The organism is Oceanospirillum multiglobuliferum (assembly GCF_900167095.1).
GTDB lineage: Bacteria > Pseudomonadota > Gammaproteobacteria > Pseudomonadales > Halomonadaceae > Oceanospirillum > Oceanospirillum multiglobuliferum.
Window position 1 is genome coordinate 1 of sequence record NZ_FUXG01000029.1, and the last position, 25,464, is coordinate 25,464.

Consider the following 25,464-nt stretch of genomic DNA (forward strand, 5'->3'; position numbering starts at 1 on the left):
GGCCGAAGGACTGTCGGTTCCTGCCAATGGAGGCTTGCGTAAATCCGGCCACGCGCCGGTTGCTGCCTGAGAAGTTGGAAGCCTCGCCCGAAAGGGCGGGGAGCAGTCACAGAAAGAGCTTCGCTTACAAGCCAATACCGACACCTTGACAGGTCTTTCCAATCGACGGGCATTTTTTGAAGAGTCCCGCCATCGCCTACAACAAGGTTCGCAAACCTTGGCACTTATCGACTTAGATTTTTTTAAACAGGTCAACGACCGATTTGGGCATGATGTGGGTGATCATGTTTTGATTCAAATCTCACAACTGCTCTCGGAGCACTTTGAGCCAGAAGCCTTGGTGGCACGTTTGGGCGGAGAGGAGTTCGCTTTGATGTCTATTGCCTCAGAGTTTGAGTTGGCGCAACGGCTACAAGCGTTAAATAAAGTGCTAACCACCCAACCTCTATCAATATCAGAACAGCAGATCTATATCAGCCTCAGCGCTGGCGTGGTCACAGTGCAAACAGAAGAGGGATTGAATGATGCGATTATCGCAGCAGATACTTTCCTTTATAAAGCCAAGGACAATGGCCGTTGTCAGGTACGTTGTGCATAACAATACGGACTTTATCGGTCGGTAAGGGCGTATTCTTATACCTATCGGAGAGACAAAATGGACATACCAAAGCACTCCCAGCTATATGAATACGCCCAAGGGGCTTATTTTGCAGATAGTTTCTCGCGCGACATTCCTTATCGGCAGCAAACGGCGCTTGATATCTACCTTGAAATTGCCAAACAAACCCCCGCTTGGGTGGCATTCCTGATGAACATGAGAAACCGAATTGCCGCTAAGCTTGGCTTAAAGCATTTGGGACGATTTCAAGATGTGGCGCCTGGTCATTATCAGACAGGTGATCGAATTGGGATTTTTACTTTGGTGAGCAACAGTGAGGCAGAGGTTGTGCTAGAGGATCGAGACCAACACCTTGATGTGCGAGTCTCTTTTCTCATTGAGGCCAAAGGGGAGACAGCAACCGTACATGCCACAACAGTGGTAAAGGTACATAACCGATTGGGGCGGCTGTATATGTGGGTGGTGGCTCCTATTCATAAACGAATTGTGCCAAGCTCGTTGAAAGCCCTCTCTTAAAACCTGCTAGGTACTTAATACACCAAAAGCCAGCCCGCTATGGACTGGCTTTGATCTCAGACTAAGCCGCAACGGCCTTTTCATTGACTGGCACTGGCGTGCGAATCAGGTAATCGAATGCGCCCAGTGCGGCATTGGCGCCATCACCCATTGCGATAATGATCTGCTTGAAGGGGGAATCGGTGACATCCCCTGCGGCAAAAATACCCGCCACATTGGTTTCGCCTTTCGCGCCCGTCACGATCTCGCCCCGTGGATTTAAGGCGAGAGTGTCACGCACAAACTCCGTATTGGGCACTAAACCAATCTGCACAAAAATCCCCGCCAGTTCGACCTGATGCACTTCACCGTTACGGCGGTCGGTATACGCAAGGCCGATCACTTTTTCGCCATCGCCCAACACTTCGGTGGTTTGGGCTTCGGTAATGATCTCAATATTGGCCATTGAGCGCGCTTTTCTCAGCAGCACTTCATCGGCACGCAAGGTATCGCTGAACTCCAACACAGTGACATGTTGCACGATACCCGCCAGATCAATAGCCGCCTCAATGCCGGAATTGCCGCCGCCAATCACCGCCACTTTTTTGCCTTTAAACAGTGGGCCGTCGCAGTGAGGGCAGTAGGCGACGCCTTTGCCACGGTAGGCTTGCTCACCGGGTACGTTCATCTCGCGCCAGCGCGCGCCTGTTGCCAGCAAGACCGAGCGACTTTTCAGCACCGCGCCATTGGCGAGTGTGACCTCAATTAAACCACCGACTTCATGGGCGGGGGTAATGGCGCTCACCGATTGATGGGGCATCAGGTCAACATCGTAATCCCGCACATGTTCCTCTAAGTGTGCCACCAGTTTTGGCCCTTCGGTGGCCTTGACCGAGATAAAGTTTTCAATACCGACCGTATCTTGCACTTGGCCACCAAAACGACTGGCGACCAGTCCGGTATTAATGCCTTTACGCGCCGCATAGATAGCGGCTGAGGCACCCGCTGGCCCACCGCCCACCACCAACATATCAAAAGCGGGCTTTTGGTTAAGCTTGGCGGCTTGGGCGTCATCATCGTTTTGATCCAGCTTGGCCAAAAGCTCAGCCAGACTAGAGCGCCCTTGGCTAAACACTTCGCCATTGAGATAAACCGATGGCACCGCCATGATGTTGCGACGGCTGACCTCTTCAGGAAACAGCGCGCCGTCGATCATCACATGTTCAATATTCGGGTTCAGCAAGGCCATCATGTTCAAGGCTTGCACCACGTCTGGGCAGTTGTGGCAGCTGAGCGAGATATAAGTTTCAAAGCGCAGACTGCCTTTCAGATTTTTAATCTGCTCAATCACCTCGGCTTCAAGCTTCATCGGGTGGCCACCGCTGTGCAGCAACGCCAACACCAACGAGGTGAACTCATGTCCTAGGGGCACGCCTGCAAACTGAACTTGTCGACCAGTGGCAACGCTTTTCACAATCAGGCTGGGTTGGCGTTCCTGTTCTGTAGCCGCTTGCTCTTGCCAACTGACCTGATCTGACAAGGCCGCGATCTGTTCCGCTAAAGTACGAATCTCTTCAGCTTTAGCGCTGTTGTCTGATAGCGTGATCAACTCAACAGGGCTTTTCAAATTCTGTAAGTAAGTGCGCAGTTGTTGCAGCAGGGTATCGTTTAACATGATCAAACTCCTGTGAGAGAAAACCGTATCAGGGGGCGTTGCCACCTGCGGCTTAGCCGCAGGTGTGGATTGAGCAGGCTTAGATTTTGCCAATCAGATCCAAAGATGGCGCCAATGTTGCCTCGCCTTCTTTCCATTTTGCTGGGCAAACTTCACCGGGATGTGCTGCGACATACTGCGCCGCTTTCACTTTGCGCATCAGCTCAGACGCATCACGACCAATCCCTTCTGCGGTGATCTCAACCGCTTGAATCACGCCTTGTGGATCAATCACGAAGGTTGCGCGGTCGGCTAAGCCTTGGCCTTCACGCATCACGCCAAAGTTATTGGTCACTGTACCCGTTGGGTCGCCAATCATCGGGTACTCAATTTTTCCGATGGTATCAGAGCTGTCGTGCCACGCTTTGTGCGTGAAGTGGGTGTCCGTTGAAACCGAGTACACTTCTACGCCCATTTTCTGGAATTCAGCGTAATGGTCGGCTAAATCTCCCAGCTCTGTTGGACATACAAAAGTGAAGTCTGCTGGGTAGAAGAACACAATCGACCACTGACCTTTTAGGTTTTCCTCTGTCACCGTCACAAACTGACCTTTGTGGAACGCTGCTGCGGTAAAAGCCTGTACAGTTGAGTTAACGCTTGCCATGATAAAAACTCCTAAACGCTTGGGATCATTCGCCCTTGTGGTGGGCTTTTCGTTGAGAACAGCTGTAGTTTAGGGAGAGCGTTAGGATTGGTATAATTGATTGTAGTGATCATATTGATAGGTAAAGACTATCAATATTTGTACAAAATTTGAGTGGGCAGGATCGATCGCTCAGATCAAATAAGCGCTAAACAATTGCTGTTTGCCCTTCATTTTAATCTGCCGTTGTAAGGTTAACTCATCTTCGCCATAGGCCAAAAACACAGGTTCTGAGACCAATAGCTCACCGCCTTTGGCATTGTCACACAGGCGTTTGGCCGTATTAACCGTATCGCCAATAATGTCGTAGCTGCGTAGTTTTTCACCACCTATTAAGCCTTCAACCAGTTCACCATAATGCACGCCACACCCTGCACTTAGGTCATAGGGTTTTAGGATATTCTGTACGGCTTGTTGCATCTGTTTGGCCGCAAGCACTGCGGTTTCTGGATCGGCAAACACCGCCATTATTTCATCGCCTGTGTGCTTTACCTTGATCGCTTTAAACTGATCACAAATCGGCTCTGCGGCGGTAAAGCATTGATTCAGCATAGAGACGACCTGCTCAGGTGACTGCCGTTCTGACCAAGCTGTAAAGCCACGCACATCCATAAACAGCACCGCCCGCTGTTTACGGCTTAAGCCTAACACTTGATTGTTGGAAACCGCTTGATCCAGCAAATCGCGGCCTAATAGCCACTCAGAGTAAATACGCAGTTGGGCAGCGGTTTCCTGCAAGGTCTCCAGATAACGCTGTGCCGACCAATAACCAAGCCCCACCACTAAGCCTAATAAGCCAATTACTATAGAAACAAACTGATGGCTTTCGTCCTCTAAAAACAACTCGATGGAGTTAATAAAGGGTTTCTCGTGCCATTCAAAAATGGCATACATAACCAATAGAATAGAGGTGCGTGCTAGGTGTTCGGCCAGTAAAACGTACACCCTTATGATTTTAGGTAGGTAAAGTTGAATCTGTTGCAAGCTGCCCACAATCAGCGCAAATACCCAGTAGGCTTGATGATGAGGTGCCTCCCAAAACTCGGCACCATCTAGCGATACTTCAATCAAGCTATACACAGCGGGGCCAACTAGGTTGCCGATAAAAGGCATCGGCTTACCAATAAACTGTCGATGGCCGAGCCAGGCCGCTTGTAAAAAACAAGCTAACAGCATGATGTAAAAGTCTGGCTCAAGAACGTAGTTAGCCGCCCCCACTAACAACATCTCTAAAATGATGTTCGCCAGTGGAAAGTGGATACTATTGGAGAGTAACTCCAGCACCACCGCTTGCGTTTGCTTACCTTTGATGCGCTGTTCTACGGTAAACAGACCTAAGTTATCCATTTCTTTGTACCCGTTCACGGTTGTGATGTCGAAGTGGCATCACAATAACCCAGTCGAGCTTAAAACAAGCTTAAGCCAGATGTACTTGTGCACTGTCCGGCAAACCATCACGCTCACCTAAGGCTTGGCGTAATAGCTGCTTTTTAATCAATGGGCTATTGTTAACCATGTTCATGCCCAGATTACGCACCCAACGTAGGGGTAGGGGCACCGGGCCGTATAGGCGTTTGAAGGCTTCCATTAAGGCCATCATTTTCAGGTTATCAGGCATACGACGACGCTGATATTTTTGCAGGGTTTGACCTATGCCCAGCGGTTGCTGACGTTGCCAAGCCTGAGTTAAAACTTCAACAAGAGTAGCCGCATCCAGCAAACCTAAATTGACCCCTTGCCCTGCCAATGGGTGAATGGTGTGAGCTGCATCTCCCGCTAACACTAAGCTGTTGTGCCAATATTGTTTAGCGTGGCGCTGGCGAAGTGGAAAGCTAAAGCGCGGGTCGCAGGCTAATACTTTGCCTAAGCGATGTTCAAAGGCCAGTCCCAATTCTGCACAAAACTCACTTTCATTCAGTGCCATTAGGCGCTCTGCTTCCTCTTCGGTCGCTGACCAGACAATTGAGCAGTAATGATCATCGCCCTGTTGAGTAATCGGCAATAACGCCAAAGGCCCAGTAGGCATAAAGCGCTGCCAAGCGGTACCTTGATGTGAGTTTTCAAGCTGAATAGTGGTGACGATGGCATTATGGCCATAGTCCCATTCACGGGTTTCAAAGTTGCCCCACTCCCGTAGTTTTGAGCGAGCGCCATCGGTGGCAACAAGCAGTTGGGCGCTAAGTTGACGACCATCGGCCAGTAATACGCTGCGCTGCGTGCCTAAGCCTTGTGATGCCGCTTCGGTAATGCCCAAAAGCTGTACTCCGCGCAACAGTTGCACGTTGGCGTAGGTTGCCATCTTGTTAAGTAGCGCGGTTAATGTGACGCTATTTTCGACGATATGGCCGATGTTTTCGGCAAACAGATCATCACAACTGAACTCAATATGCCCTGTACCATCTGCTTCCCAAACTTTCATCTTTTGGTAAGGCGTGACTCTCAACAGCGGCATCTGCGCCCAAACGCCCAAATGTTCTAAAAAAGTACGCGAGGCTTCAGTTAGCGCACTCACTCTAGGGTCAACCTTTTCGGCCTGCCAAACAGGCGCGTGCTCAGACTGTTCCAGCACCGCAATCTGCATACCTGTTGGAGCCAAACCACAAGCAATGGCCGCACCCACCATGCCGCCGCCCACAATAATGAGGTCATAGTGAGTTTGGTCAGAGTGCATGGGTTCAGAGTTCACTGAGTGTTGCTGTGATGCCATGTTGTGCCTCGTGTTCAATCATTAAGCGAAAAGCGTTCAAAAACTAAATTATCGACTGAGCAGGCTAAGTCGGCTGACTTGCAGATGTTCTCGGATCAACAGGCACTGACGATGCCAACTGTACAGGCTGTAAGCGTACCGCTTGCCCACCAATGCCCATCGCCTGACGGGCAAACCAGCGCTTGGCAGGTGTTAAACGATCCAACAACATTAGACCTCCTGCCCGCAGATGACCCAGCACAGGATTGTGGTTGGCAAATAGGCGAATCAGGCCATCACTGAAACCAATCACACTGTCTTGATCGGCTTGTCGGCCTGCCAAATAACCCTGCAAAACTGCTAAATCACCCAATGGTTGATGTGCCAAGGCGGCTTTATTCAGCGTGTCGGCTAAGTCGGCCACGCCCCGTAAAGCTAGGTTATAGCCCTGACCTGCAACGGGGTGCATATAGTGCGCGGCATTACCCAATACCACTAAGCCGGGGCGAATCTGCTCAGTGGCACGCACTAAGGTCAACGGATATTGATAACGCTGCCCCACTTTCTCAACCGCACCAAGACGATAACCAAATAGCTTGTGCAAACGTTGTGCAAATTCGGCATCGGTTAGAGCCATTACCGTTTCAATTTCATCGGTCGGTACAGTCCAGACAAGGGCGATATCTTTAGGCGCAGTCAGCGGCAGCCATGCCATTGGGCCAGAGGGTGTGAAGCGCTCGAAAGCTTCATTCTGATGGGGCTGGCTTAAGGTCAGGTTACACACTAACGCATTTTGTTCATAAGGCTGCTGGCGGTCGACAATCTGTAACTGCTGCTTCAGATTAGATTGTCCACCGTCGGCCAATACCACCAGTTTGGCAGCAATTTGACGTGATAGCCCTTGTGAATCGTTTAGATGCAAAAGATGTTCTCCTGCACCAACATCCATACGTTCTACGGTGAAGGGGCAAAACCAAAACAGATGCTGCGCCTGCTGTACTGCTTGCAGCAAAACCCGCCCAAGCCATTGATTAGGTGCAACATAACCCAATGCATCCACATGATGATCTTGGGCATTTAAACGGGTTGCCCCTAAGTGGCCTTGGTCTGAGACATGAATTTTCTTAATTGGAGCGGCATGAGGCGCCAACTGTGACCATAAGCCCAATTGATCATAAATTTGTTTGGTGCCCCAAGACAACGCAGTAGAGCGTGCATCATAACTGGGCTGAAAGCTTTCAGGCGTTTCGCCTTCGGTGATTTCAGGCATCGGCACCGCCTCAATCACCGCAATAGACCATTGATGTTGACGAGCAAAACCTTCCAGCGCACAGGCTAAACTGGCACCCACTAAACCTCCGCCTATAATGGCGATATCAAATTGTTCTAGATTGTCGTGGGTTGCAGTGCTCATAACGGGCAGGCTCTCTTTTTAACGGTTTTAATCAACCAATATTTAACATTAGTGCTTCGATATCCGCGATGGTTTTAGGCACTGAAGCCGTGATCACTTCGGCACCCGTAGCGGTAACGATAACATCATCTTCAATACGAATGCCGATACCACGCCAGCGGGCTTCAACGCTTTCATCATCCGGTGCGATATACAGCCCCGGCTCAATGGTTAATACCATGCCTTCTGCCAATGGCCGCGATTGACCATTGATTTTGTAACGCCCTGCATCATGCACATCTAACCCTAACCAATGGCTTGTGCCGTGCATATAAAAACGACGATAAGCCTCTGTGGCAATCAGGGTTTCTAATTCACCTTGCAGCAACCCTAAGTCAAGAAGGCCTTGTGTCAAAACCTGTACCGCAGCACGATGCGGCGCATGACAATCTAAACCTGGTTTAACTTGTTCAATGGCGGCCAGTTGCGCGTCTAATACCACTTGATACAGCTTGGCCTGCTCTGAGCTGAAGCGCCCGCTGACCGGAAAGGTTCGCGTAATATCAGCGGCATAGTTGTGTAGTTCACAACCCGCATCAATTAACACTAAGTCACCTTTCTTTAACGGCTGATCGTTCTCGACATAGTGCAATACACACGCATTGTCGCCACCACCAACGATGGTGTTATACGCGACAGAGCGGCTGCCCGATTGCATAAACTGATATAAAAACTCAGCTTCTAGCTGATACTCCATCATATCAGGCCGACACACACGCATCGCATGGCAATGCGCTTGAGCCGAAATTTCTGCCGCTTGGCGCATGATGTCTTGCTCTGCTGCACTTTTAAATAAGCGCATCTCATGTAACAGCGGCAGCAGATTATGCTGTTGTTCTGGCGCAACAGCCCCTTGTCGAGCTTTTTGCCGCACCTGTTGACACCATTGGTTCACTCGCTGGCTAAGCGCATTATCCCCTGCCATGGGGTAGTACAGATGCTCCACACCGTCTAACAGCTTCGGCAACTGGGCATCAAGTTGATCAAGAGTAAACGCCTGATCAATACCGTACTCCTCTTGCGCTTGCGCTTGGCCGATGCGATAACCCGTCCAGATCTCTTGGGCGCGGTCTTTAGGCAGCGAAAACAAGGTGCTCTGCAAGCAGGGCGCTTTGTCTGCTTCAAGGACACGGTAACTCAGCACTAGCCAAGCGTCTGGCTCAGGAAACCCTGTTAAGTAATAGAAATCGCTGTTCTGTCGAAAACGATAATCTGCATCATGATTGCGATAACAGGTTTCTGCCGCAGGAATCACAACGAGGCTGTTTTCCGGCAACTGTTCTACCAACGCGAGACGGCGTTGATGATACTCGGCTTGGCTTATGGGCTTGTTGCTTTTCATCAACAGAATCCTAACTCTCATGCAAACAAAAGGGGTAACCGAAACCTACGCAAAGCTTATTGCAGTACGCTGGCGCTATTGTCGGCTGGCTTATCAGCTTGGCACTCGCTGAACAACAACATAGCGGTCATGCGCACATACTCCACCACAGAGAAGAAGTCTTGCTCGTTGGCTTCGTCATCTTCCAGCGGGTCTGTCATGCTGGCAATTTGCTCTAAGTCTTCTAAAGCCTCTTTGAGCTCCTCAGACAACTGGCCTGCTTTGAACCGTTGATTGTCAGCTAGAGCGGATAGAAAACCTTCGCACCACTCCAATAAGGTTTGCATACGCTCATTTAAAGAGAAATCGTCATCGGCCACTAACAGCTTAAAACCTAACTCTGGATCTTTTAGTCCTGCTTCTGTTTGCTCTAATAAATCCGCCAACTCAACTTTAGACTCTGCTGAATCTAAGGTTTCAACTTCAATAAAACGCATCGCTTGCAACAACCAAGCACTCAAGTCTGGTGTACGACCAGCACATAGCTGCCCACAAAGATCACCATGCAGTTCCGCAGGCGAGTGCAGGCAACCATTACGTAAGAGAAGATCGCTGATGATTGAGAAATCAGGCTGCGAAGAATGAGTCATAAAAAGTGCCTTTTTAGGTTTTGGATGCCAATGGCAGGTCAATAAAGTTAATTTTCGAACTATTTCTATATTTTGAACAGAAAAAGCTCTTTTGTCAGTGGGTTAGTATTCATTCACGTCAATTGACCAGTTACAATCCCCGCTCTATAGTACTGATATTATCTGAAACAAAGCTGATTTTATGGATACTGACGCCTTAAACCTCTTGGAAGAGCAATTACATGAGCTATGCTTACTCTGTTTAGAGCTAAGACAGCAAAATCACGCCCTGAAAAAACAGGTTTTGTCGCAATCTGAGCAAATCGCTTCGTTAACACAGAAAGAACAACAGATCGGGCAAAAAGTCGGCACTCTTTTAAGCCGCTTAGGGGCAACGGAATCAGATCATGAGTGACCAACAGAACAAACATGCCTTGGAAGTTAAAATTTTAGAGCGCAGCTACGTTGTCGGTTGTCCGGAAGATAAACAGGAAGACCTGTTAAAATCTGCCAAATACCTTGATAAGAAAATGCGTGAGATCAGAGAAAGTGGCAAAGTGATCGGCACCGAGCGCATTGCGATTATGGCCGCACTGAATATTGCCTATGAAATGCTGAACCAGAATGAAAGCCAAGCTCAGGCCGACTCAAACGACCAACTGAATCGTATCAATGACAAACTGAGTGCAGCCTTGGCGGCATTGCGTCAAGATGATGGCAAAATTAATGCCGCCTGACATTCTGTAAAAGATCAGTTAAAATCCGTTTATGTACCTGGAGTGTTTGCCAGCTGTTAATGTCCTCGAGCCTAATTTCTAACCCCGGAAGTTATCCGCGGGTGCCAGTGAGCAGGTCCGCTTGACGGAAAGCCTTAGGCATCTCGATAACTACCACCTTGAGCCGTTCGGTTCAAGGGCCACGACGGCAGCGGCACTCTGGGGACTTATCAAAGTCCCTTCATTATGACCATCAGCACAGATCTCAATCAACGCAACCAATTACGTCGCGCCATGCGCCATAATCGTCGGGCATTATCACCATTACAGCAGAAACAAGCTGCTGAACGATTATTTCGCCTATTAATTCGCCAACCTTTCTTCTTGCGGGCGAAGCGTATTGCGCTTTATCTCGCCAGTGATGGTGAAATAGATCCTCAACTTTTGATTCAAAAAGCCCAACAGATGGGAAAAACCTGCTACTTGCCTGTATTACAGCCGTTGGTAACTAATCGACTTTGGTTTGTGCGCTATGACAAGCGAACCCCAATGGGCAAAAACCGTTTTGGTATATCAGAACCTAAAATCAAAAATTTTGGTAATCGCAAGCAAAACCGCTGTACTGCCAAACAACTTGATCTGGTTTTATTACCACTAGTAGCATTTGATCCGGCAGGAGGTCGCATGGGTATGGGCGGCGGGTTTTATGACCGTACTTTTGCTTTTATGCGTCAACACATAGCGGGAAAACCTGTATTAGTAGGCTTAGCCCATGAGTGCCAAAAGGTTGATAAGCTACCTATCGCCAGTTGGGATATTCCTCTACATGCGGTTGCCAGTGATCAGGCACTTTATGTTGCTTGAGGCTGAATCAAGTACAAAAAAACCCGTCAATATTGACGGGTTTATCTGGTAACAGGATGGTTGAACAAGCCTACAGCAGTCCTTGTGCATAGCTCGTCACAACAATACCTAATCCAAATACCAGTACTAGCACCGTTACCAGATCAGGACTTTTACGCTTCATCATTTCTTTCCCTGCAAATGTTGTCGGCTTCATTTTGCGTAGTGCAAAAATTAAAATACCGCAATAATTTAAAGTGTCATCTTTCGCTTTGCAACTGATACCTTACATACACCTTATGCACTCAGTTGGCATTTGCAGGTGGCAAGCTATTCAGGTTTGCACTTGGTTTTATGCAAGAGTCAAACCTGTTTTTCCACCTATTATTTCAAGCAAAGCTAAGTCGTTATTTTCTATGCTAAAAAAAGCTTGTACGCTGGATTTTCTGTTTCATCCCAGTAGCGATAACCGATACGGTTAAGGTATTCGGAGACTTTTTCTTTGTCCTCTTCCGGCACTTGCATGCCGATCAACACACGACCGTATGCCGCTCCGTGGTTGCGATAGTGAAATAAAGTGATATTCCAGTTTTGACCTAAGTTCGTTAGGAAGTTTAACAATGCCCCTGGGCGCTCAGGAAACTCAAAACGGAACAGTTGCTCATTTTGAATCTCGCTATTATGACCACCCCCCAAGTGGCGAATATGTAACTTCGCCATCTCGTTATCACTCATATCAATAACGGGATAGTCTTCAGAGATCAAAGTTTGCATCAATTCTGCACGATCATCTGGGTCTTTAAGCTGTACACCTACAAAGATACGCGCTTGCTCACTATCGGCATAGCGATAGTTGAACTCAGTGACCATACGACGGCCAATCACTTTGCAAAACTGCTTAAAGCTGCCTGTACGCTCTGGAATAGTGACCGCAAGAATAGCTTCACGCTTTTCACCCAATTCAGCACGTTCAGCAATATGCTGTAAACGATCAAAGTTGGTGTTGGCTCCGCTGTTGATACACAGCAGGGTTTGGCTCTCGGCACCCGTTTGCTGAATATACTTTTTCAAGCCTGCCAGAGAGAGCGCACCAGATGGCTCTGACACTGCACGGGTATCTTCAAACATATCTTTCACTGCGGCACAGATCTCATCGGTGGTCACAGTGATCACATCATCCACAAAGTGCTGTGCGATGCGGAAAGGTTCTTCACCAATCTGAGCAACGGCTACCCCCTCGGCAAAGATCCCCACTTGATCCAGTATCACACGCTCACCAGCATCAAGAGCTGCTTTTAAACAAGCAGAGTCTTCCGCTTCAACACCAATTACTTTGATTTCAGGGCGCAGGTATTTCACATAAACGGCAATGCCTGCGATTAAACCACCGCCACCCACGGGTACAAATATCGCATCAATGTGTGCAGGGTGCTGGCGCAACATCTCCATTGCGATGGTGCCTTGACCCGCAATCACCTCTGGGTGGTCGTAAGGTGGAATGTAGGTATAGCCTTTTTCTTCCACCAATTGACGGGCATAGACCGCCGCTTCGTCAAAAGAATCACCTTTTAACACTACCTTGCCGCCACGGGCTTTGGCTGAAGCCACTTTAATTTCAGGGGTAATTTTAGGCATCACAATGGTGGCTTTGATCCCCATCTGCTTGGCCGCCATTGCCACACCTTGAGCATGGTTGCCCGCTGAAGCGGTGACAACGCCCCGCTCTTTTTCTTCCTCGGTAAGCTGTGCCATAGCGTTATAAGCGCCACGCAGTTTGAACGAATAAACAGGCTGAAGGTCTTCCCGTTTAATCAAAATAGTGTTGTTCATGCGTTTGGAAAGGAAACGGGCTTCACTCATCGGGGTTTCGATGGCCACATCATATACCTGTGCTTGCAGGATTCTTTTTACGTACCGTTCCAACATTTTTTTATTTCACTCTCTGAACAACATTTTTATAGGCTAAATTAACTCAAGCCGACTATCTTATGCCCAACAGTAAGATAACGTCTACAGCTTACCCGCCTAAGCCCGTATAATAGGCCGCTTGTTGGCGAATTTTGTTTAAAACAGGTGCACAGACACCTTTTTTCAGGCCGGAACCCTCCATGACGCAAGATGAACTGAAAAAAGCCGTTGCAGAAGCAGCGTTAGAAGAAGTTAAAAAAATCATTGATAAAGACAGCATTGTCGGTGTGGGCACAGGCTCAACGGCAAACTTCTTTATTGATGCGCTGGCCACCATCAAGCTGGATTTTGATGGTGCAGTAGCCAGTTCAGAAGCCACCCGCGAGCGTTTAAAAGCACATGGCATTACGGTGTATGATCTGAACGGTGTTGGCACAGTTCCGGTTTACGTGGATGGTGCAGATGAGGTGAATGCACACCTGCATATGGTGAAAGGCGGTGGCGGTGCTTTAACCCGTGAAAAAATCATCGGGGCTTGTTCCACTAAGTTCATCTGTATTGCCGATGAAAGCAAAAAGGTCGACATTCTGGGGGGCTTTCCGCTGCCCGTAGAGGTGATCCCAATGGCGCGCAGCTATGTGGCGCGTGAGTTGGTGAAAATGGGCGCAAATCCGGTCTATCGTGAAGGATTTGTCACCGACAACGGTAACGTGATTTTAGACCTGTATAACTTCCCGATTGATGATCCGCTTAGCATTGAGCAGAAAATCAACAATATCACAGGTGTGGTGACCAACGGCTTGTTTGCCTTGCGTCCTGCTGACGTGCTGTTGTTAGGTTGTGCAGATGGCGTGAAGCGTATTACGGCTGATTAGATTTTGCATCGCTGAACTTCATCCTAGCGGCTCGCTGGGATGAAGTGCTCAGGTTTCATCTGCACATCACACACAACTCTCTTCGTACAGCGCTTGAATCTGCTCCACTTCATCCATCTTGTCGACTAAGGCCTGCACGCAATCAGCACAGAGTTTTTCCCCCGCCATCTGCTGTAAGGTTTCTAATGCTTGTTCATTTTGCCAAGCTTTTTTATAGGGGCGTTTAGAGGTCAGCGCGTCAAAAATATCGGCCACCGCCACAATTCGTGCTTCTAAAGGAATGTCATCGCCCTCCAAACCGAAGGGGTAACCGCTGCCGTCGAGAAGCTCATGGTGGGACAGGACAATGTTACGCAATATCCGGCAGGGATCGCCATCATCAAGGCCATGATGTTGCAGGATATCTTCCAGCATGGCCGCACCTTTTAAAGTGTGGGTTTGCATCAGCTCATATTCGCTGGCATCAAGCTTGGCAGGTTTTAATAATATGTGATCAGGGATCGCAATTTTACCGATGTCATGCACCGGTGCGAAATGGAAGATTTGCTCAACAAACTGGTCATTTTCACCGTATTGGCTTGCAACTTGATGGGCAATAATACGTGAGTAATAACCCATGCGCTCCAGATGTTGTCCAGTTTCAATATCTCGGCCAGAGGTTAGCGCCAATGCCGACTTTAAGGCTGCTTTTAAGGTTTTGGTCTGCGTTAACTCATCATGTATTAACAGCGTAATCAGCTGGCTGATCAGCTCGATATGCAAAAACTGCTCACCGATAAATACATCTGGCTTTTTTGAGTTGAAGAATAAAAAGCCCATAAAACGATCGCTATAGCACATCGGCACGGTATAGCTGGAGCGCCAGCCTTGAGACAGTAAGCGCTGACTATGCTCTGTATCATGAGATTCTAGGCTGAGCAGTTCATTAATAACACGCGGGACTCTATTGTCTCTTAGCATCTGTAATGAAGGTACGTCGCTTAGCTTGGCTTGATAGCGGGTAATTGCTTCATCAGCACTGCTAGTAGAATAGTAAGTACTGAGCTGATCGGTTTGTGCGTCATAAACTGCCACCGAGAAACGCTCAACCTCAGGGCATAGTATAGAGAGCTGTTTAACCACAGCTTTCAACTTACCATCCAAATGGTCTTCTTGTTGGTATTGATGCCATTGGCTTGGGAAATACTGCATAGCACCCTCGGGCAAAAAATATAAGCAAGTGCTATCAATATAAAAGAAAAGCCCTGATAGCCAGTGCCATCAGGGCCTAGTCGACCAGCTGTTGACCCTTATCAGGGTTTAACTAAGCCAGTTACACTTAGTAACAGTTGCTCGGTGTGATCGTGCAGTGATAATTCAAATTGGTCATCTTCGTGCAGTGCCGCTACTCCCGCAGGCGTACCAGTTAGAATCACATCCCCTGCTTCAAGGGTAAAAATCTGACTGATGTAGCTGACCAATTCAGGGAAGCTCGTCAGCATCATGCCACTGTTCCCTTGCTGGCGTAGCTGGCCATTTACACGCAAACTAATAGTTAATGACGCTGGCAGTGAAGACTCTATAGGCAAAAAACCAGAGAGTGGCGCAGAGGCATCAAAGGCTTTTGAAACCTCCCAAGGATGCCCCTTTTCTTTAAGCTTGGATTGAAGATCTCGCAAGGTCAGATCTAAGGCTAAGCCTACGCCTGCAATATACTGCATCGCATCTTCAGGGCTAACCTTGCTGATAGTATCCCCCACCAGCAACGCAATTTCAGCTTCATGATGACACTCGCCTTTACCTTGCGGTAAAGCAAAAGGTTGTGTGATATCTACCGCTGCGGTTGACGGCTTGATGAACAACAAAGGTTCAGTCGGAATGGGGTTGTTCAGCTCTTTGGCATGATCCGCATAGTTACGGCCAATACAAACAATCTTACCTAAGTTCCAAGGCGTTTTCTTTTGATCTGCCCAATGTAATGTAAATGGCATATTCAAGTCCTAACTCTTGACGATAACCGCATCATAATACGCTCACTAAATAGGTTCTAACATCATAATTGTTCTGTGTTTAAAACAGTTGAATCAAGTGATTACAAGCCAAAAAATGGTTGCATCAACTTTGGAATCCAACCCTCAAAGCGCAACGGCGCGTCGGTCACAATCAGGCAGATGCAGGGGGTGTCCCGATCTGCAATCGGTTGATGTTTGATATCAGGATCAAGGTCGGCCACATCACCTGCACAAAAACGCCCTGTCTCATCACTGTATGAACCTTGCAGAATCAAGGTCAGCTCGCTGCCACTGTGGCCATGTTTGGGCATACAAGTACCTGGCGCAATCCGTAATAAACGCACCGCCTTATCCGCAGCGAAACGCTCATGGTCAAAACGAATTTGACTGATCCCCGGCGCAACCCGCTGCCAGAGGTCTTTATCTTTTTGTTCATGGTCTAACCAAGGCGATAGCTGTTGAGCCCACTCCGGCAGCCACTCAGGGGCATGAGGTTTGACATTGGCTTGCCCGTCTTGCAAGGCTTGTAGTTGCTCTGGCGTGTCGAGTTTTGCCAATAGCTGATCAATCGAACGGTGCATCACCGCACTGGGAATGGCCTGTAGTAGTTCACCACCGAAGGCTTCAACCTGCGCGACTTTGCGCTGACAACTCTCGCAACAGGCCAAATGGCAGTCGAGTAGTAGCTTCGCGCCCGCGCTTAAACTGCCTGCGGCGTAGCTCAGCAAGGTGGCTTCATCTGGATGGTGTTTAGGGGACATCATAATGAAACTCCTAATGACTGTTGCAGCTTTTTGAACGCCAATCTCAACCCCGATTTGACACTGCCGATGGGGATCTCTAAGTCTGCGGCAATTTCACTGTGGCTTTTACCTTCAAGGTACGATTTGTAAACCAACTGGGCTTGCAGCGCAGGTAAGCCTCGCAATAGCTCGGCAATTTGCTGTTTAGATCGCTGTGCCAAATTGGCGGCCTCAGGTTCATCAATACCACCGGACTCCTGTACGGTTTGTTGCTCTTGCAGCAGGGACAGATCGTCATAAAAGTCGAGGTTTTGTTCGATGCGCTGTTTTGCAGAGCGTTGCAGGTCGATCCAAATGTTACGCGCCAAACAGAAAATCCAAGTAGAGGCTGCGGCCTTGCTGGCATCATAAAGATGCGCCTTGCGCCACACTTGCAGCAACGTCTCTTGTGCCAGCTCTTCAGCCTGTGCATCCACGCTAGTAAAGCGCAGCAAGTAGGCTTTAACCTTGGGGGCGAAATACTCATAAAGCGCAATAAACTGCTGCTTATCGTGCTGCTGCCCAAGGGAGGTCAAGATCTGATTCCAATGGGCAGATTCAGTAGAGGGCGGCAACTTGGCCGCAATCTCTTGAGTGGCGCCTGTTAAACGACTGTCCATCTGATCTCTCCTGTTGTTAAGCCTCTATACGATTATGGAGCTATTTTGGATCAAACCGGAGTGGCATTTTTTTCAGCCCGCTCCGGTGATCTATTTCAAAACCACTCGCGTACAAGCCAACAAGGTTTTTGAATGATACGAGAGCACACCATGACACAGACGCACCCTAACAATATTGCCGTGATCGGCTCAGGTATCGCAGGGCTTTCCTGCGCATGGTTACTGAGCAAAACACACTCGGTCACACTATTTGAAAAGGATGATCGTTTTGGTGGTCATTCCAATACCGTCGTCACCAAAACAACCTCAGGCACAGTGCCTGTCGATACGGGTTTTATTGTTTACAACCCCAAGAACTATCCCAATTTAACCGAGCTTTTTGCTCACCTTGGTGTTGAAACCACCGCCACAGAGATGTCCTTTGGTGTCTCTGCCGAAGGGGGTGCAATTGAGTATAACGGCAATGGCTTAAAAGGTATTTTTGCTTCTGCCAGCAACTGCTTTAACCCCAAAATTTGGCGTATGCTGCTGGATATTTTGCGCTTTTATCGGGAGTCACCCACTTGGCACCAAACCTTGTCGGAAGAGACAACCCTTGGTCAGCTTTTAGCGCAACAAGGCTTCAGCGAAGCCCTTCGTGACCTACACTTGATTCCAATGGGTGCTGCTATCTGGTCAACCCCTAAGACTGAGATGCTGCAATATCCTGCGTTAAGCTTTATCCGTTTTTGTGACAATCATGGTTTGTTGCAAGTGAAAGATCGTCCGCAGTGGCGCACGGTCACGGGCGGCAGTCGTGAATATGTACGCAAACTGGTGGCGCAGATTCAGCCCTCTGCTTTTTGCAACTTAGGCGCACGACAGGTGATTCGCCATGCAACAGGGGTTGAGGTGGTGGACTCACGAGGCGATCACCGCCAGTTTGATGCAGTGGTATTGGCTTGTCATGCCGACCAAGCGCTTCAACTACTCGCCACCCCTAGCGAGCAAGAACAGCAGTTACTGGGCGCATTTCGTTATCAGCGCAATCGGGCGATTTTACACAGCGATACGCGCCTGCTGCCTAAAAATAGAAAGGTCTGGTCTAGCTGGAACTATCTGTCGGGCTATGGTGAAAACAGCGATAGTTTGGCGGTCAGTTATTGGATGAACCAACTACAACCGATTCAAACGGAACAGCCCTTGATTGTGACCTTGAATCCGCCCATTGAGCCGGAAGAGTCTCTGATTCACAGCAGCTTTTTATACGACCACCCGCTGTTTAACCAGCAGGCGATTGCTGCACAACAACTGCTGTATCAACTACAAGGGCAACGCAACACTTGGTTCTGTGGCAGTTACTTTGGTTATGGCTTCCATGAAGATGGCCTGCAATCGGGGCTTGCAGTGGCAGAAGCCTTAGGCGCACCCAAACGCCCTTGGCAAGTGGCGAACGCTTCAGGGCGCATCCACTGGCCTGAAGCTTCAGTGCAAGCCAAGCATAGCCCTGTTCTTTGAACACTTGCTTAGAAGGAGACTGAGCGATGCAACCGACTCGATCTGATCAACCCCTTGACCTACAGGCGTACAACAGCCGTTGGTACTACAGCACCGTGATGCACCATCGTGTTCAACCTGTGGATCATCGTTTCACCTATCAAGTAGCGACCTTTCTATTTGATTTGGCTGAGCTGGCGCAACTGGATCGCCATTTAACGGGTTTTGGTTGGAATCGAGCCGCACTGTTCAGCCTGTATGATGCAGACTATGTGGCCGAAGCCGGTCAAAGCCTTGAGCAACATGTACAGCAATTGTTGCAGCAACAGCAGTGCCCTGTGGCGTCTCGCATTGAGCTGCTCTGTATGCCTCGCCACTTAGGCTATAGCTTTAATCCGCTGTCGATTTTTTTCTGCTACAACGACCAAGACCAACTGTTTGCCACGCTCTACCAAGTCAGCAACACCTTTGGCGGGCGTCATGTGTATGTGGTGTCAGGGCAAGCGCTGCCAGATCTTGCGCCTATAGCTGAAGCCCCCTCGCGGGCTTTGCGTCATCAAGCACAGAAATCTTTTTTTGTTTCGCCCTTTATCAATATGCAGTGCCAATACAAGTTTCGTATCGCACCGCCCCAAGCACAGCTAAAAGTGCTGATTCGGCTTGAAGATGACAATGGGCTACTGCTCAACGCAACACTCACGGGTAAAAGCCAAACCTTCAGCCGTTGGGCACTGTTAAAGCTCAGCCTGACTCGCCCACTGTTCAATTACAAAGTGATCATTGGCATTCATTGGGAAGCCCTACGGCTATGGCTGAAAAAAGTGCCCTTAGTGAAACGCAATGCACAGGAGAAAGCACAAGCGCGCACACGCAGTGCAACCTTAGGACAAGATGTTTCACCACCCAAGGCTCAGGTTTGCCCAATGTCGAACCGACTGCACCGCAGCCCCTCAACCGCTCAATCGCCAGCTAAAGAGAGTTAAGTTTATGCTAATTCCAAGCGCCTCTTCGACTACCGCACCCAGCGCCGCTCAACGCTTGCACATCAACTCGACGGTTGAGGTTAAAGCCCCGTTGTGGCGCTGGTTGGTTAAACGTTTACAAAGTGCCCCCTTAACCCAACTGCATTTGGTGCTGCCCAACGGCCAGCATCTGCTATTAGGCCATGAACAAGACAATGTACCCACGCCCACAGTGACATTGCAGCGAGCCGCCGCCGTGCGCAAAGTGTTCTTTTCGGGTTTATTGGGTTGGGGTGAAGCCTATGTTGATGGCGACTGGGCATCGCCTGATCTGCTGCAAGTCACCGAGTGGGCGCTGCATAATCAATCCGCTTTGCAGACCCTGTTCTCTGGCAGCCCATCGGGTCGCTGGTTGCACAACCTGCTGCACCGCTTAAATGACAACTCGCTACGGGGGAGCCGCCGCAATATCGCCAGCCATTATGATTTGGGCAACCACTTTTACGAACAGTGGCTAGACCCCACCATGAGCTATTCATCTGCGCTTTATCCCCATGACAAAGCCACACTGCAACAAGCCCAGCAATACAAATATGACCGTATTTTAGAACTGTCAGCCCCCGCGCATGACGCCAGAGTATTAGAGGTGGGTTGCGGTTGGGGTGGCTTTGCCGAGCGTTTATTACGCTTTTATCCCAATGCCGATTATCACGGCATCACCCTATCGCAAGAACAGCTTTTGTGGAGTCGTGAACGCTTAGCCAAACGTAAACTCGACAAAACCGCCGTAGTGTCGCTAACCGACTATCGACAAGTGAAAGGCCAATACGACCGCATTGTTTCCATCGAGATGTTAGAAGCCGTGGGTGAAAAACACTGGCCGACCTATTTCAACACCTTATACGACCACTTAAAACCCGGTGGTAATGCCGTGATTCAAGTGATCACCATCGCGCCAGACCGTTTTGAGTATTACCGCACCCATGCCGACTTTATTCAGCGTTATATCTTCCCTGGCGGCATGTTACTGACTCCAGAGATTGTGCAGCAACAAGCTGAGAAAGCAGGATTAACCTTAGATTATGCACAAGCCTTTGGGCAGGACTACGCCACCACGCTGGCCGCATGGCGCGACAATTTTGAGGCCGCTTGGCCCACTATTGCCCCACAAGGTTTTGACGAGCGCTTCAAACGGCTTTGGCGTTATTACCTGTGCTACTGCGAGAGCGGCTTCCGCCATGAGCGCATCAACGTCTATCTCTTCCGCCTGCATAAACCCGCCTAATGGGCAGGAGGTGAATCATGAAGGCCGTTTACTCACAAGACCCTTGCTGGCAAACCTTGTTGCACAGCGACCAGAGCACGCCCCCCTTGGCGCTGAAGGACTCTGCGTTTCCTGAGCAACTCAAACTAGAGGATTATTTCCTTGGGGAGACCAGCGGCTGGGGGCTGTTTCGTGATCGAAAAGGCCAAGTGAAACAACAGTTTATCGTATTGGCAACCGGACGTTGGCAAACCCAACATTTTGAATTGCACGAAGACTTTTACTACCACACGGGCGAAACCCAAACCCGAACATGGCAGATCACCCCCACGGCACCACAGCAGTATAGCGGCACAGCGGGGGATATTGTCGGCCAAGCGCAGGGCAAAATCGAAGCCACCACCTGCCTTTGGCGCTATCAACTGAACCTGCCCTTTGCCGGACAAACCATCCGCTTAAACTTTAAAGACTACCTGCACCTTATGCCCAACGGTTGTTTATTGGGTCATGCCAAAGTCAGCAAATTTGGCTTTGTGGTGGGTGAAGTGGTGCTTTGCTTTCAAAAACTGCCCCACCAACTGTTCCGCCCCGAGGCTTTGTGATGAAAGAACTCATCTGGATTACCGGAGGCAGCCAAGGCATTGGCGAAGCACTGGCACTGGCTTACGCTCGTAAAGGGGCAACGGTGATCATCAGCGCCCGACATCTCGATAAGTTACAGCAGGTGGTACAAAAAGCGCGCACCCTCAAAGGTCGCGTGGTTGCCCTGCCATGCGATATGACCCAGCCGCAACAGGTGCAACACACCATCCAACAGATGCTCGAACAGGAGGGGCTACCCAATCGAGTCATCTTAAACGCAGGCACCCATCAAGCGATGGCGGCGCGTGAGTTTAAAGCTGAAACCGTGCAGCAACTGTTGCAGATCAACGTGATGGGCGTCGCCTACGCTTTAGAGCACTTGTTGCCGCTGTACAGCCAATCAACCGTGGTGCACGCAACCTCGCCTCAAATCGCCATTGTTGCCTCAGTGGCGGGGTATCGAGGACTGCCCACCGCCAGCGCCTATGGTGCCAGCAAAGCCGCCTTGATCAACTTAGCCGAATCACTGCGGGTTGAACTTTACGGCCAAGGCGTGGATATTCGCCTGATCAACCCCGGTTTTGTTAAAACCCCCTTAACCGACAAAAACCGCTTTGCCATGCCGTTTTTAATCAGCGCCGAAACCGCCGCCCAACAGATCATCAAAGGGCTGAACAGCTCGCGCTTTGAAATCGTCTTCCCTTGGCAGATGTCGCTATTGATGAAAGTTTTAAAATGGCTGCCCGACCGATTCTTTTTCCCTTGGGTACATCAACGCACCAAAGTGTAAGGAACACCGATGCCAACCCCTTTAACCCCCGCACAACACAGCCTACAGCAGTATTTTCAACTGTTTCAGCAACGGAGCAGCCACACCACACCCTTAACCCCTGAACAGATCCAAGCCATTGTCGCCCCTGATATTCTGTTCAAAGACCCCTTTCAACAGATCAACGGCCCACAGGCGTTTTGCCAAATGCTGAATCACTTTCATCAACAAGTGCAGCAGCCCTGCTTTCAGATCGAACAACAACTGAGCCAAGACCAACAACTTTGGTTGGTTAAATGGCAATTCACCGGCCAACTGAAAAGCCTAGGCGCGTGGCAGTTTTCAGGAATCAGTGAAATCACCCTAAATGCACAAGGCCAAGTGCAGCGCCATATCGACTACTGGGATGCAGCGGAACACTTCTATGAAAAACTGCCGTTTTTAGGACGGGTATTAAGGTGGGTTAAGGGTAAAGTGGCGCAGTGAGAGAATAAACGAGCGGCTACGGAGGGCATTACACTCAAATAGAGAGTCCAAAATACTCAATCCAACAGGTCACTGATGCAACAGAGGTGCTGATATAAAGCCCTCGAAAAGTCATTGATTTTTCATCGCAAATTTATAGAGCGTTTTAGGCTCTATATCGACCATGCCATCTTTAAACATCAAACATCCCCAGTCGGGATCAATCTGTGCTGTTTTAATGGCTGATGGCTCAACATAATCTGCCAACAGAGACGATAGATCAGCCTCAACACGACTATGATCCTCAAACTCCAATACAAAAACGTACTGTTTTTTGTGTTCAAAAGCCTGCAGTTTCATAACACATGACTCCCAGTTTTGTGATGCTGTTGCTATTCAAGAGGGGCAACCTTGTGAAAGTTTTGGGTGCGCCACATTTCAATCCATTTTCTTATCCTCTGACAATGTAAGAAAGCACAACCCAAGGTGCAACCGTTGCCAGCACACTAGAAAAGAGGTAAAAGAATGCTTTATTAGAAAAAAATAGTGAACCAAGCGAGAGACTGAGGCGCGGAACAGGCCAAAATAACTCGCAGATAAGCTACAGGTTGACAGGGAAAATGTCTTGTTAAAACCAATTCTCCTTTTTGAGTCCTGCTGCGGTTCAATAAACGGCTCATAGTCATGGCCTCATCACCTGTATAACCGCTTAATAGTTAGGAGAGTTATATATTATGGAAAATAATTATGTATCAGTTAGGGATGTATGGGATTTTGAAAAATATTACTGTTCAAAGCCTATTTCATGGATAAATACAGCACACAATTTAAAGTCTTCTTATCAGGTGTTATTTGAGAATTCAAAACTAGTAATTAGCTTTGATAACAATGAAAGAGATCCGCTATTAAAAACTCCTTTTTGGAGCGCTGGTACTGAGCGAATGCTAATTGGCTTTTCGCTGGAAAATATGGTTAAAGCTATTTTGTTGCTTGATAAAAAAGTTCTTGATGATGCTTTCAAAAAAGAAGGCAAACTTTCATGGGGCAAGGATGGGCACAATCTAATAAAGCTTTATGGTCAAACAAATATTGAACTTACTCCTCTTGAAATAAGATACCTTGAACTATGGCAAATATGTAGTCTCTGGGCTGGTCGTTATCCCATATCAATAAATGAGAACCATATACCAAGGAATAGGAAGAGCTTACCTTCAAGAGAGGCTTTAATACAGCGTTCAAAAAAAGAGCTCGAAAAAGCTAAAAAAGAAAATGATATACTAATGGGGGCTGATTTGAACGACTTATTAAATCAAGGAATTGGTGATTTAGAAAACACAACCTTCATTAGCTTATATGATAAGAGCTATAGCTTTATAAAAAACTCATGTAGCTTGCTGCCTGAAACTGATAAATTAAAATGTTGGTTATGCAAAAGAATAGGATGTACTAAATAAGTGGAGGGTGTTCATAGTTTTATGTCGCCTATTTATTAAAGACAAACGCCTTCAACATATCCGCGTATAGCAGCTTGAGCAATGCATTTTCATTAGAAAAAAGGTAGTGTGTAGTTGTCGAAAACAAAAAAACGCCGCTATTATAAAGCAGCGTTTTTAATGAAATTCAGTACTCGCCTACAGTAAGAAACCATCCACCATATTCACCAACTTACCAATCTCTGGCTTGGTCATGGTGTCGTTTGCGCCTAGCGAAAGGGCTTTCTGGCGGTTGTCGTCACACGTCGCAATAACCTGGCGATCAATTATTACTCTCAAGGCCAATACCAAAAGTCTGAAGAACAGATGTTGTTGGCTTTAAAAATTAGGGCAAAGCGTTTAGGTGAAGATCACCCTTATACCCAAAGCAGCCGCCAAAATTTAGCTGCTATACAAGTGAAGCTGGCCCAAACGAGACACTGAGCACGACCTGATAGGCGGGGTGGGTTAAGGGTAAAGTGGCGCAGTGATAGGATAAACGGGCGGCTACGGAACAGGTCATGTTAAGAATGTGCATGGCCTTTAGGTGCCCTAATTGAGCGGGTCTTTAGAGATGATCGCCAGAATATTCTCATACCTTGCATCATCGCCCCATAAGTCACATGCATTGTTAATCACCATTGCATGATCGGTAATCGCCTGCAATTGACCCGCAATACGATCATATCGGTAAATATACTCACCAAACTCCAGCGCGTAACCCAGTTGACGAACCCAAAAATCACGACCCTCACGAGTTTGGCAGGAGTCACTGGCGATAATGCTGTAACGCTCTAACAGATATAGGCGGAAAAGATCCTCAGCAAAACCAGACGTAACCCTACGGTGCTTAATCACCGCTGTACGCCACAGCATCACCTGAGTCAGTGGTTTGTTGTTAAGGACAACATCTTCCCATATATGGCATTTTACAAAGTACACAATCTCTTTGGTTGTGTCGCAGAGCAACACTATAGAGAAATGATCTGCGTCATCTACCACTCTAATCAAGCGATAGCCGGGAACCAGTGACATTTTTGCTGCACGCGCCACATTCTCCAGCGATGCTCTGGAAGTGAAATCAGCATAACTCTCAGCGTTGGTGGCCTGATCATTCAGCCAGCCAAAATCATGATCGATTTTGCTTTGATTCACATAATTACGTGGCATGGGGTTCCT

At 48.5% G+C, this 25,464-nt stretch carries 28 protein-coding genes, 1 other RNA gene and 1 pseudogene; 15 read left to right on the forward strand and 15 right to left on the reverse strand.

Annotation, left to right across the window (positions count from 1 at the left end; all coding sequences use genetic code 11):
* Nucleotides 1-133 precede the first annotated feature (133 nt).
* Together B5D26_RS14645 and B5D26_RS14650 are read left to right on the forward strand one after the other, a co-directional pair.
* A pseudogene (locus B5D26_RS14645) lies at nucleotides 134-598 on the forward strand (GGDEF domain-containing protein); the annotation flags it as partial.
* A gap of 57 nt (nucleotides 599-655) precedes the next feature.
* Entirely contained in the window at nucleotides 656-1,135 is a 480-nt protein-coding gene (locus B5D26_RS14650; protein WP_078746466.1) for a DUF2867 domain-containing protein, read from the forward strand.
* Between the two features lie 61 nt (nucleotides 1,136-1,196).
* On the opposite strand, the gene ahpF is transcribed toward B5D26_RS14650, so the two are convergent.
* The 7 genes from ahpF to B5D26_RS14685 all read right to left on the reverse strand — a co-directional run bounded on the left by ahpF (nucleotide 1,197) and on the right by B5D26_RS14685 (nucleotide 9,581).
* Complete coding sequence (ahpF, locus tag B5D26_RS14655) at nucleotides 1,197-2,789, reverse strand: alkyl hydroperoxide reductase subunit F (protein WP_078746467.1); 1,593 nt, start codon at nucleotides 2,787-2,789, stop codon at nucleotides 1,197-1,199.
* Between the two features lie 79 nt (nucleotides 2,790-2,868).
* Nucleotides 2,869-3,432, reverse strand: coding sequence for an alkyl hydroperoxide reductase subunit C (ahpC, locus tag B5D26_RS14660; protein ID WP_078746469.1), 564 nt, complete (start codon nucleotides 3,430-3,432; stop codon nucleotides 2,869-2,871).
* A gap of 171 nt (nucleotides 3,433-3,603) precedes the next feature.
* The gene (locus B5D26_RS14665) at nucleotides 3,604-4,818 is read right to left on the reverse strand and encodes an adenylate/guanylate cyclase domain-containing protein (protein WP_078746470.1); all 1,215 of its coding nucleotides are present in this window, start codon (nucleotides 4,816-4,818) and stop codon (nucleotides 3,604-3,606) included.
* Nucleotides 4,819-4,888: 70 nt separating this feature from the next.
* Complete coding sequence (locus B5D26_RS14670) at nucleotides 4,889-6,178, reverse strand: FAD-dependent monooxygenase (protein ID WP_234985314.1); 1,290 nt, start codon at nucleotides 6,176-6,178, stop codon at nucleotides 4,889-4,891.
* Between the two features lie 64 nt (nucleotides 6,179-6,242).
* On the reverse strand, nucleotides 6,243-7,571 hold the full coding sequence (ubiH, locus tag B5D26_RS14675; protein ID WP_078746471.1) for a 2-octaprenyl-6-methoxyphenyl hydroxylase: 1,329 nt from the start codon (nucleotides 7,569-7,571) through the stop codon (nucleotides 6,243-6,245).
* Between the two features lie 31 nt (nucleotides 7,572-7,602).
* Nucleotides 7,603-8,952 carry a Xaa-Pro aminopeptidase gene (gene pepP / locus B5D26_RS14680; protein WP_078746472.1) on the reverse strand — a complete coding sequence of 450 codons (1,350 nt, stop codon included), beginning with the start codon at nucleotides 8,950-8,952 and terminating at the stop codon, nucleotides 7,603-7,605.
* A gap of 56 nt (nucleotides 8,953-9,008) precedes the next feature.
* Complete coding sequence (locus tag B5D26_RS14685; RefSeq protein WP_078746473.1) at nucleotides 9,009-9,581, reverse strand: UPF0149 family protein; 573 nt, start codon at nucleotides 9,579-9,581, stop codon at nucleotides 9,009-9,011.
* Between the two features lie 181 nt (nucleotides 9,582-9,762).
* Between B5D26_RS14685 and B5D26_RS14690 the strand changes: the two genes are divergently transcribed.
* The 4 genes from B5D26_RS14690 (at nucleotide 9,763) to B5D26_RS14705 (ending at nucleotide 11,140) form a co-directional block, all read left to right on the forward strand.
* Nucleotides 9,763-9,975 carry a hypothetical protein gene (locus B5D26_RS14690; protein ID WP_078746474.1) on the forward strand — a complete coding sequence of 71 codons (213 nt, stop codon included), beginning with the start codon at nucleotides 9,763-9,765 and terminating at the stop codon, nucleotides 9,973-9,975.
* Complete coding sequence (locus B5D26_RS14695) at nucleotides 9,968-10,297, forward strand: cell division protein ZapA (RefSeq protein ID WP_078746475.1); 330 nt, start codon at nucleotides 9,968-9,970, stop codon at nucleotides 10,295-10,297. Before B5D26_RS14690 ends, B5D26_RS14695 begins: the two co-directional genes overlap by 8 nt.
* Nucleotides 10,298-10,328: 31 nt before the next feature.
* Nucleotides 10,329-10,506, forward strand: a non-coding RNA gene (gene ssrS / locus B5D26_RS14700) — 6S RNA.
* A gap of 16 nt (nucleotides 10,507-10,522) precedes the next feature.
* Nucleotides 10,523-11,140, forward strand: a complete 618-nt coding sequence (locus B5D26_RS14705; protein WP_078746476.1) for a 5-formyltetrahydrofolate cyclo-ligase — start codon at nucleotides 10,523-10,525, stop codon at nucleotides 11,138-11,140.
* Between the two features lie 393 nt (nucleotides 11,141-11,533).
* On the opposite strand, the gene ilvA is transcribed toward B5D26_RS14705, so the two are convergent.
* Nucleotides 11,534-13,045, reverse strand: coding sequence for a threonine ammonia-lyase, biosynthetic (ilvA, locus tag B5D26_RS14710; RefSeq protein ID WP_078746477.1), 1,512 nt, complete (start codon nucleotides 13,043-13,045; stop codon nucleotides 11,534-11,536).
* A 182-nt stretch (nucleotides 13,046-13,227) separates the two neighbouring features.
* Here ilvA and rpiA point away from each other — a divergent pair, with 182 nt between their 5' ends.
* Entirely contained in the window at nucleotides 13,228-13,902 is a 675-nt protein-coding gene (gene rpiA, locus B5D26_RS14715; RefSeq protein WP_078746478.1) for a ribose-5-phosphate isomerase RpiA, read from the forward strand.
* A 66-nt stretch (nucleotides 13,903-13,968) separates the two neighbouring features.
* On the opposite strand, the gene B5D26_RS14720 is transcribed toward rpiA, so the two are convergent.
* The 4 genes from B5D26_RS14720 to B5D26_RS14735 form a co-directional block, all read right to left on the reverse strand.
* Nucleotides 13,969-15,093, reverse strand: a complete 1,125-nt coding sequence (locus B5D26_RS14720) for an HD-GYP domain-containing protein (protein ID WP_078746479.1) — start codon at nucleotides 15,091-15,093, stop codon at nucleotides 13,969-13,971.
* A gap of 101 nt (nucleotides 15,094-15,194) precedes the next feature.
* The gene (locus B5D26_RS14725; protein WP_078746480.1) at nucleotides 15,195-15,872 is read right to left on the reverse strand and encodes a fumarylacetoacetate hydrolase family protein; all 678 of its coding nucleotides are present in this window, start codon (nucleotides 15,870-15,872) and stop codon (nucleotides 15,195-15,197) included.
* Between the two features lie 101 nt (nucleotides 15,873-15,973).
* Nucleotides 15,974-16,657 (reverse strand): ChrR family anti-sigma-E factor, encoded by a 684-nt coding sequence (locus B5D26_RS14730; protein ID WP_234985316.1) that lies wholly within the window; start codon nucleotides 16,655-16,657, stop codon nucleotides 15,974-15,976.
* The gene (locus tag B5D26_RS14735; protein ID WP_078746481.1) at nucleotides 16,654-17,295 is read right to left on the reverse strand and encodes a sigma-70 family RNA polymerase sigma factor; all 642 of its coding nucleotides are present in this window, start codon (nucleotides 17,293-17,295) and stop codon (nucleotides 16,654-16,656) included. Before B5D26_RS14735 ends, B5D26_RS14730 begins: the two co-directional genes overlap by 4 nt.
* A 150-nt stretch (nucleotides 17,296-17,445) precedes the next feature.
* Here B5D26_RS14735 and B5D26_RS14740 point away from each other — a divergent pair, with 150 nt between their 5' ends.
* From B5D26_RS14740 to B5D26_RS14765, 6 genes are read left to right on the forward strand one after another with little or no spacing between them, the layout of a single operon-like run.
* Entirely contained in the window at nucleotides 17,446-18,792 is a 1,347-nt protein-coding gene (locus tag B5D26_RS14740) for an NAD(P)/FAD-dependent oxidoreductase (RefSeq protein ID WP_078746503.1), read from the forward strand.
* A 26-nt stretch (nucleotides 18,793-18,818) separates the two neighbouring features.
* Nucleotides 18,819-19,754: a DUF1365 domain-containing protein gene (locus B5D26_RS14745; protein ID WP_078746482.1), complete on the forward strand. Its 936-nt coding sequence runs from the start codon at nucleotides 18,819-18,821 to the stop codon at nucleotides 19,752-19,754.
* A 4-nt stretch (nucleotides 19,755-19,758) separates the two neighbouring features.
* Complete coding sequence (locus B5D26_RS14750; RefSeq protein WP_078746483.1) at nucleotides 19,759-21,018, forward strand: SAM-dependent methyltransferase; 1,260 nt, start codon at nucleotides 19,759-19,761, stop codon at nucleotides 21,016-21,018.
* A 17-nt stretch (nucleotides 21,019-21,035) separates the two neighbouring features.
* Nucleotides 21,036-21,599: a DUF3833 family protein gene (locus B5D26_RS14755; RefSeq protein ID WP_078746484.1), complete on the forward strand. Its 564-nt coding sequence runs from the start codon at nucleotides 21,036-21,038 to the stop codon at nucleotides 21,597-21,599.
* Nucleotides 21,599-22,369, forward strand: a complete 771-nt coding sequence (locus tag B5D26_RS14760; RefSeq protein WP_078746485.1) for an SDR family NAD(P)-dependent oxidoreductase — start codon at nucleotides 21,599-21,601, stop codon at nucleotides 22,367-22,369. The genes B5D26_RS14755 and B5D26_RS14760 overlap by 1 nt, the downstream gene beginning before the upstream one ends.
* A 9-nt stretch (nucleotides 22,370-22,378) precedes the next feature.
* On the forward strand, nucleotides 22,379-22,834 hold the full coding sequence (locus B5D26_RS14765) for a nuclear transport factor 2 family protein (RefSeq protein ID WP_078746486.1): 456 nt from the start codon (nucleotides 22,379-22,381) through the stop codon (nucleotides 22,832-22,834).
* A gap of 111 nt (nucleotides 22,835-22,945) precedes the next feature.
* Here B5D26_RS14765 and B5D26_RS14770 read toward each other — a convergent pair whose 3' ends face one another.
* The gene (locus tag B5D26_RS14770) at nucleotides 22,946-23,173 is read right to left on the reverse strand and encodes a DUF2442 domain-containing protein (protein WP_078746487.1); all 228 of its coding nucleotides are present in this window, start codon (nucleotides 23,171-23,173) and stop codon (nucleotides 22,946-22,948) included.
* Nucleotides 23,174-23,547: 374 nt separating this feature from the next.
* Here B5D26_RS14770 and B5D26_RS14775 point away from each other — a divergent pair, with 374 nt between their 5' ends.
* A complete protein-coding gene (locus B5D26_RS14775; RefSeq protein ID WP_078746488.1) occupies nucleotides 23,548-24,267 on the forward strand; it encodes a hypothetical protein in 720 nt (239 codons plus the stop codon).
* A 177-nt stretch (nucleotides 24,268-24,444) separates the two neighbouring features.
* Here the strand turns inward: B5D26_RS14775 and B5D26_RS16105 are convergent, their stop codons facing one another.
* Nucleotides 24,445-24,585 (reverse strand): hypothetical protein, encoded by a 141-nt coding sequence (locus B5D26_RS16105; RefSeq protein WP_200810701.1) that lies wholly within the window; start codon nucleotides 24,583-24,585, stop codon nucleotides 24,445-24,447.
* On the opposite strand from B5D26_RS16105, the gene B5D26_RS16705 reads away from it, so the two are divergent.
* Nucleotides 24,568-24,729, forward strand: a complete 162-nt coding sequence (locus B5D26_RS16705; RefSeq protein ID WP_407668541.1) for a tetratricopeptide repeat protein — start codon at nucleotides 24,568-24,570, stop codon at nucleotides 24,727-24,729. The two genes, B5D26_RS16105 and B5D26_RS16705, sit on opposite strands and share 18 nt — an antisense overlap.
* A gap of 108 nt (nucleotides 24,730-24,837) precedes the next feature.
* Here B5D26_RS16705 and B5D26_RS14785 read toward each other — a convergent pair whose 3' ends face one another.
* A complete protein-coding gene (locus B5D26_RS14785) occupies nucleotides 24,838-25,455 on the reverse strand; it encodes a hypothetical protein (protein ID WP_078746490.1) in 618 nt (205 codons plus the stop codon).
* Nucleotides 25,456-25,464 lie beyond the last annotated feature (9 nt).

What these genes read in the sequence shown, in the direction of transcription:
- B5D26_RS14650 (WP_078746466.1), top strand. Translation starts at nt 656, where the DNA reads ATGGACATACCAAAGCACTCCCAGCTATATGAATACGCCCAAGGGGCT.
- B5D26_RS14730 (WP_234985316.1), bottom strand. Translation starts at nt 16,657, where the DNA reads ATGATGTCCCCTAAACACCATCCAGATGAAGCCACCTTGCTGAGCTAC.
- pepP (WP_078746472.1), bottom strand. Translation starts at nt 8,952, where the DNA reads ATGAAAAGCAACAAGCCCATAAGCCAAGCCGAGTATCATCAACGCCGT.
- B5D26_RS14720 (WP_078746479.1), bottom strand. Translation starts at nt 15,093, where the DNA reads ATGCAGTATTTCCCAAGCCAATGGCATCAATACCAACAAGAAGACCAT.
- B5D26_RS14690 (WP_078746474.1), top strand. Translation starts at nt 9,763, where the DNA reads ATGGATACTGACGCCTTAAACCTCTTGGAAGAGCAATTACATGAGCTA.
- rpiA (WP_078746478.1), top strand. Translation starts at nt 13,228, where the DNA reads ATGACGCAAGATGAACTGAAAAAAGCCGTTGCAGAAGCAGCGTTAGAA.
- B5D26_RS14755 (WP_078746484.1), top strand. Translation starts at nt 21,036, where the DNA reads ATGAAGGCCGTTTACTCACAAGACCCTTGCTGGCAAACCTTGTTGCAC.
- B5D26_RS14685 (WP_078746473.1), bottom strand. Translation starts at nt 9,581, where the DNA reads ATGACTCATTCTTCGCAGCCTGATTTCTCAATCATCAGCGATCTTCTC.
- B5D26_RS14735 (WP_078746481.1), bottom strand. Translation starts at nt 17,295, where the DNA reads ATGGACAGTCGTTTAACAGGCGCCACTCAAGAGATTGCGGCCAAGTTG.
- ilvA (WP_078746477.1), bottom strand. Translation starts at nt 13,045, where the DNA reads ATGTTGGAACGGTACGTAAAAAGAATCCTGCAAGCACAGGTATATGAT.
- B5D26_RS14670 (WP_234985314.1), bottom strand. Translation starts at nt 6,178, where the DNA reads ATGGCATCACAGCAACACTCAGTGAACTCTGAACCCATGCACTCTGAC.
- ubiH (WP_078746471.1), bottom strand. Translation starts at nt 7,571, where the DNA reads ATGAGCACTGCAACCCACGACAATCTAGAACAATTTGATATCGCCATT.
- B5D26_RS14770 (WP_078746487.1), bottom strand. Translation starts at nt 23,173, where the DNA reads ATGAAACTGCAGGCTTTTGAACACAAAAAACAGTACGTTTTTGTATTG.
- B5D26_RS14775 (WP_078746488.1), top strand. Translation starts at nt 23,548, where the DNA reads ATGGAAAATAATTATGTATCAGTTAGGGATGTATGGGATTTTGAAAAA.
- B5D26_RS14740 (WP_078746503.1), top strand. Translation starts at nt 17,446, where the DNA reads ATGACACAGACGCACCCTAACAATATTGCCGTGATCGGCTCAGGTATC.
- B5D26_RS14705 (WP_078746476.1), top strand. Translation starts at nt 10,523, where the DNA reads ATGACCATCAGCACAGATCTCAATCAACGCAACCAATTACGTCGCGCC.
- B5D26_RS14695 (WP_078746475.1), top strand. Translation starts at nt 9,968, where the DNA reads ATGAGTGACCAACAGAACAAACATGCCTTGGAAGTTAAAATTTTAGAG.
- ahpF (WP_078746467.1), bottom strand. Translation starts at nt 2,789, where the DNA reads ATGTTAAACGATACCCTGCTGCAACAACTGCGCACTTACTTACAGAAT.
- B5D26_RS14785 (WP_078746490.1), bottom strand. Translation starts at nt 25,455, where the DNA reads ATGCCACGTAATTATGTGAATCAAAGCAAAATCGATCATGATTTTGGC.
- B5D26_RS14760 (WP_078746485.1), top strand. Translation starts at nt 21,599, where the DNA reads ATGAAAGAACTCATCTGGATTACCGGAGGCAGCCAAGGCATTGGCGAA.
- B5D26_RS14745 (WP_078746482.1), top strand. Translation starts at nt 18,819, where the DNA reads ATGCAACCGACTCGATCTGATCAACCCCTTGACCTACAGGCGTACAAC.
- B5D26_RS14725 (WP_078746480.1), bottom strand. Translation starts at nt 15,872, where the DNA reads ATGCCATTTACATTACATTGGGCAGATCAAAAGAAAACGCCTTGGAAC.
- B5D26_RS14750 (WP_078746483.1), top strand. Translation starts at nt 19,759, where the DNA reads ATGCTAATTCCAAGCGCCTCTTCGACTACCGCACCCAGCGCCGCTCAA.
- ahpC (WP_078746469.1), bottom strand. Translation starts at nt 3,432, where the DNA reads ATGGCAAGCGTTAACTCAACTGTACAGGCTTTTACCGCAGCAGCGTTC.
- B5D26_RS14765 (WP_078746486.1), top strand. Translation starts at nt 22,379, where the DNA reads ATGCCAACCCCTTTAACCCCCGCACAACACAGCCTACAGCAGTATTTT.
- B5D26_RS14665 (WP_078746470.1), bottom strand. Translation starts at nt 4,818, where the DNA reads ATGGATAACTTAGGTCTGTTTACCGTAGAACAGCGCATCAAAGGTAAG.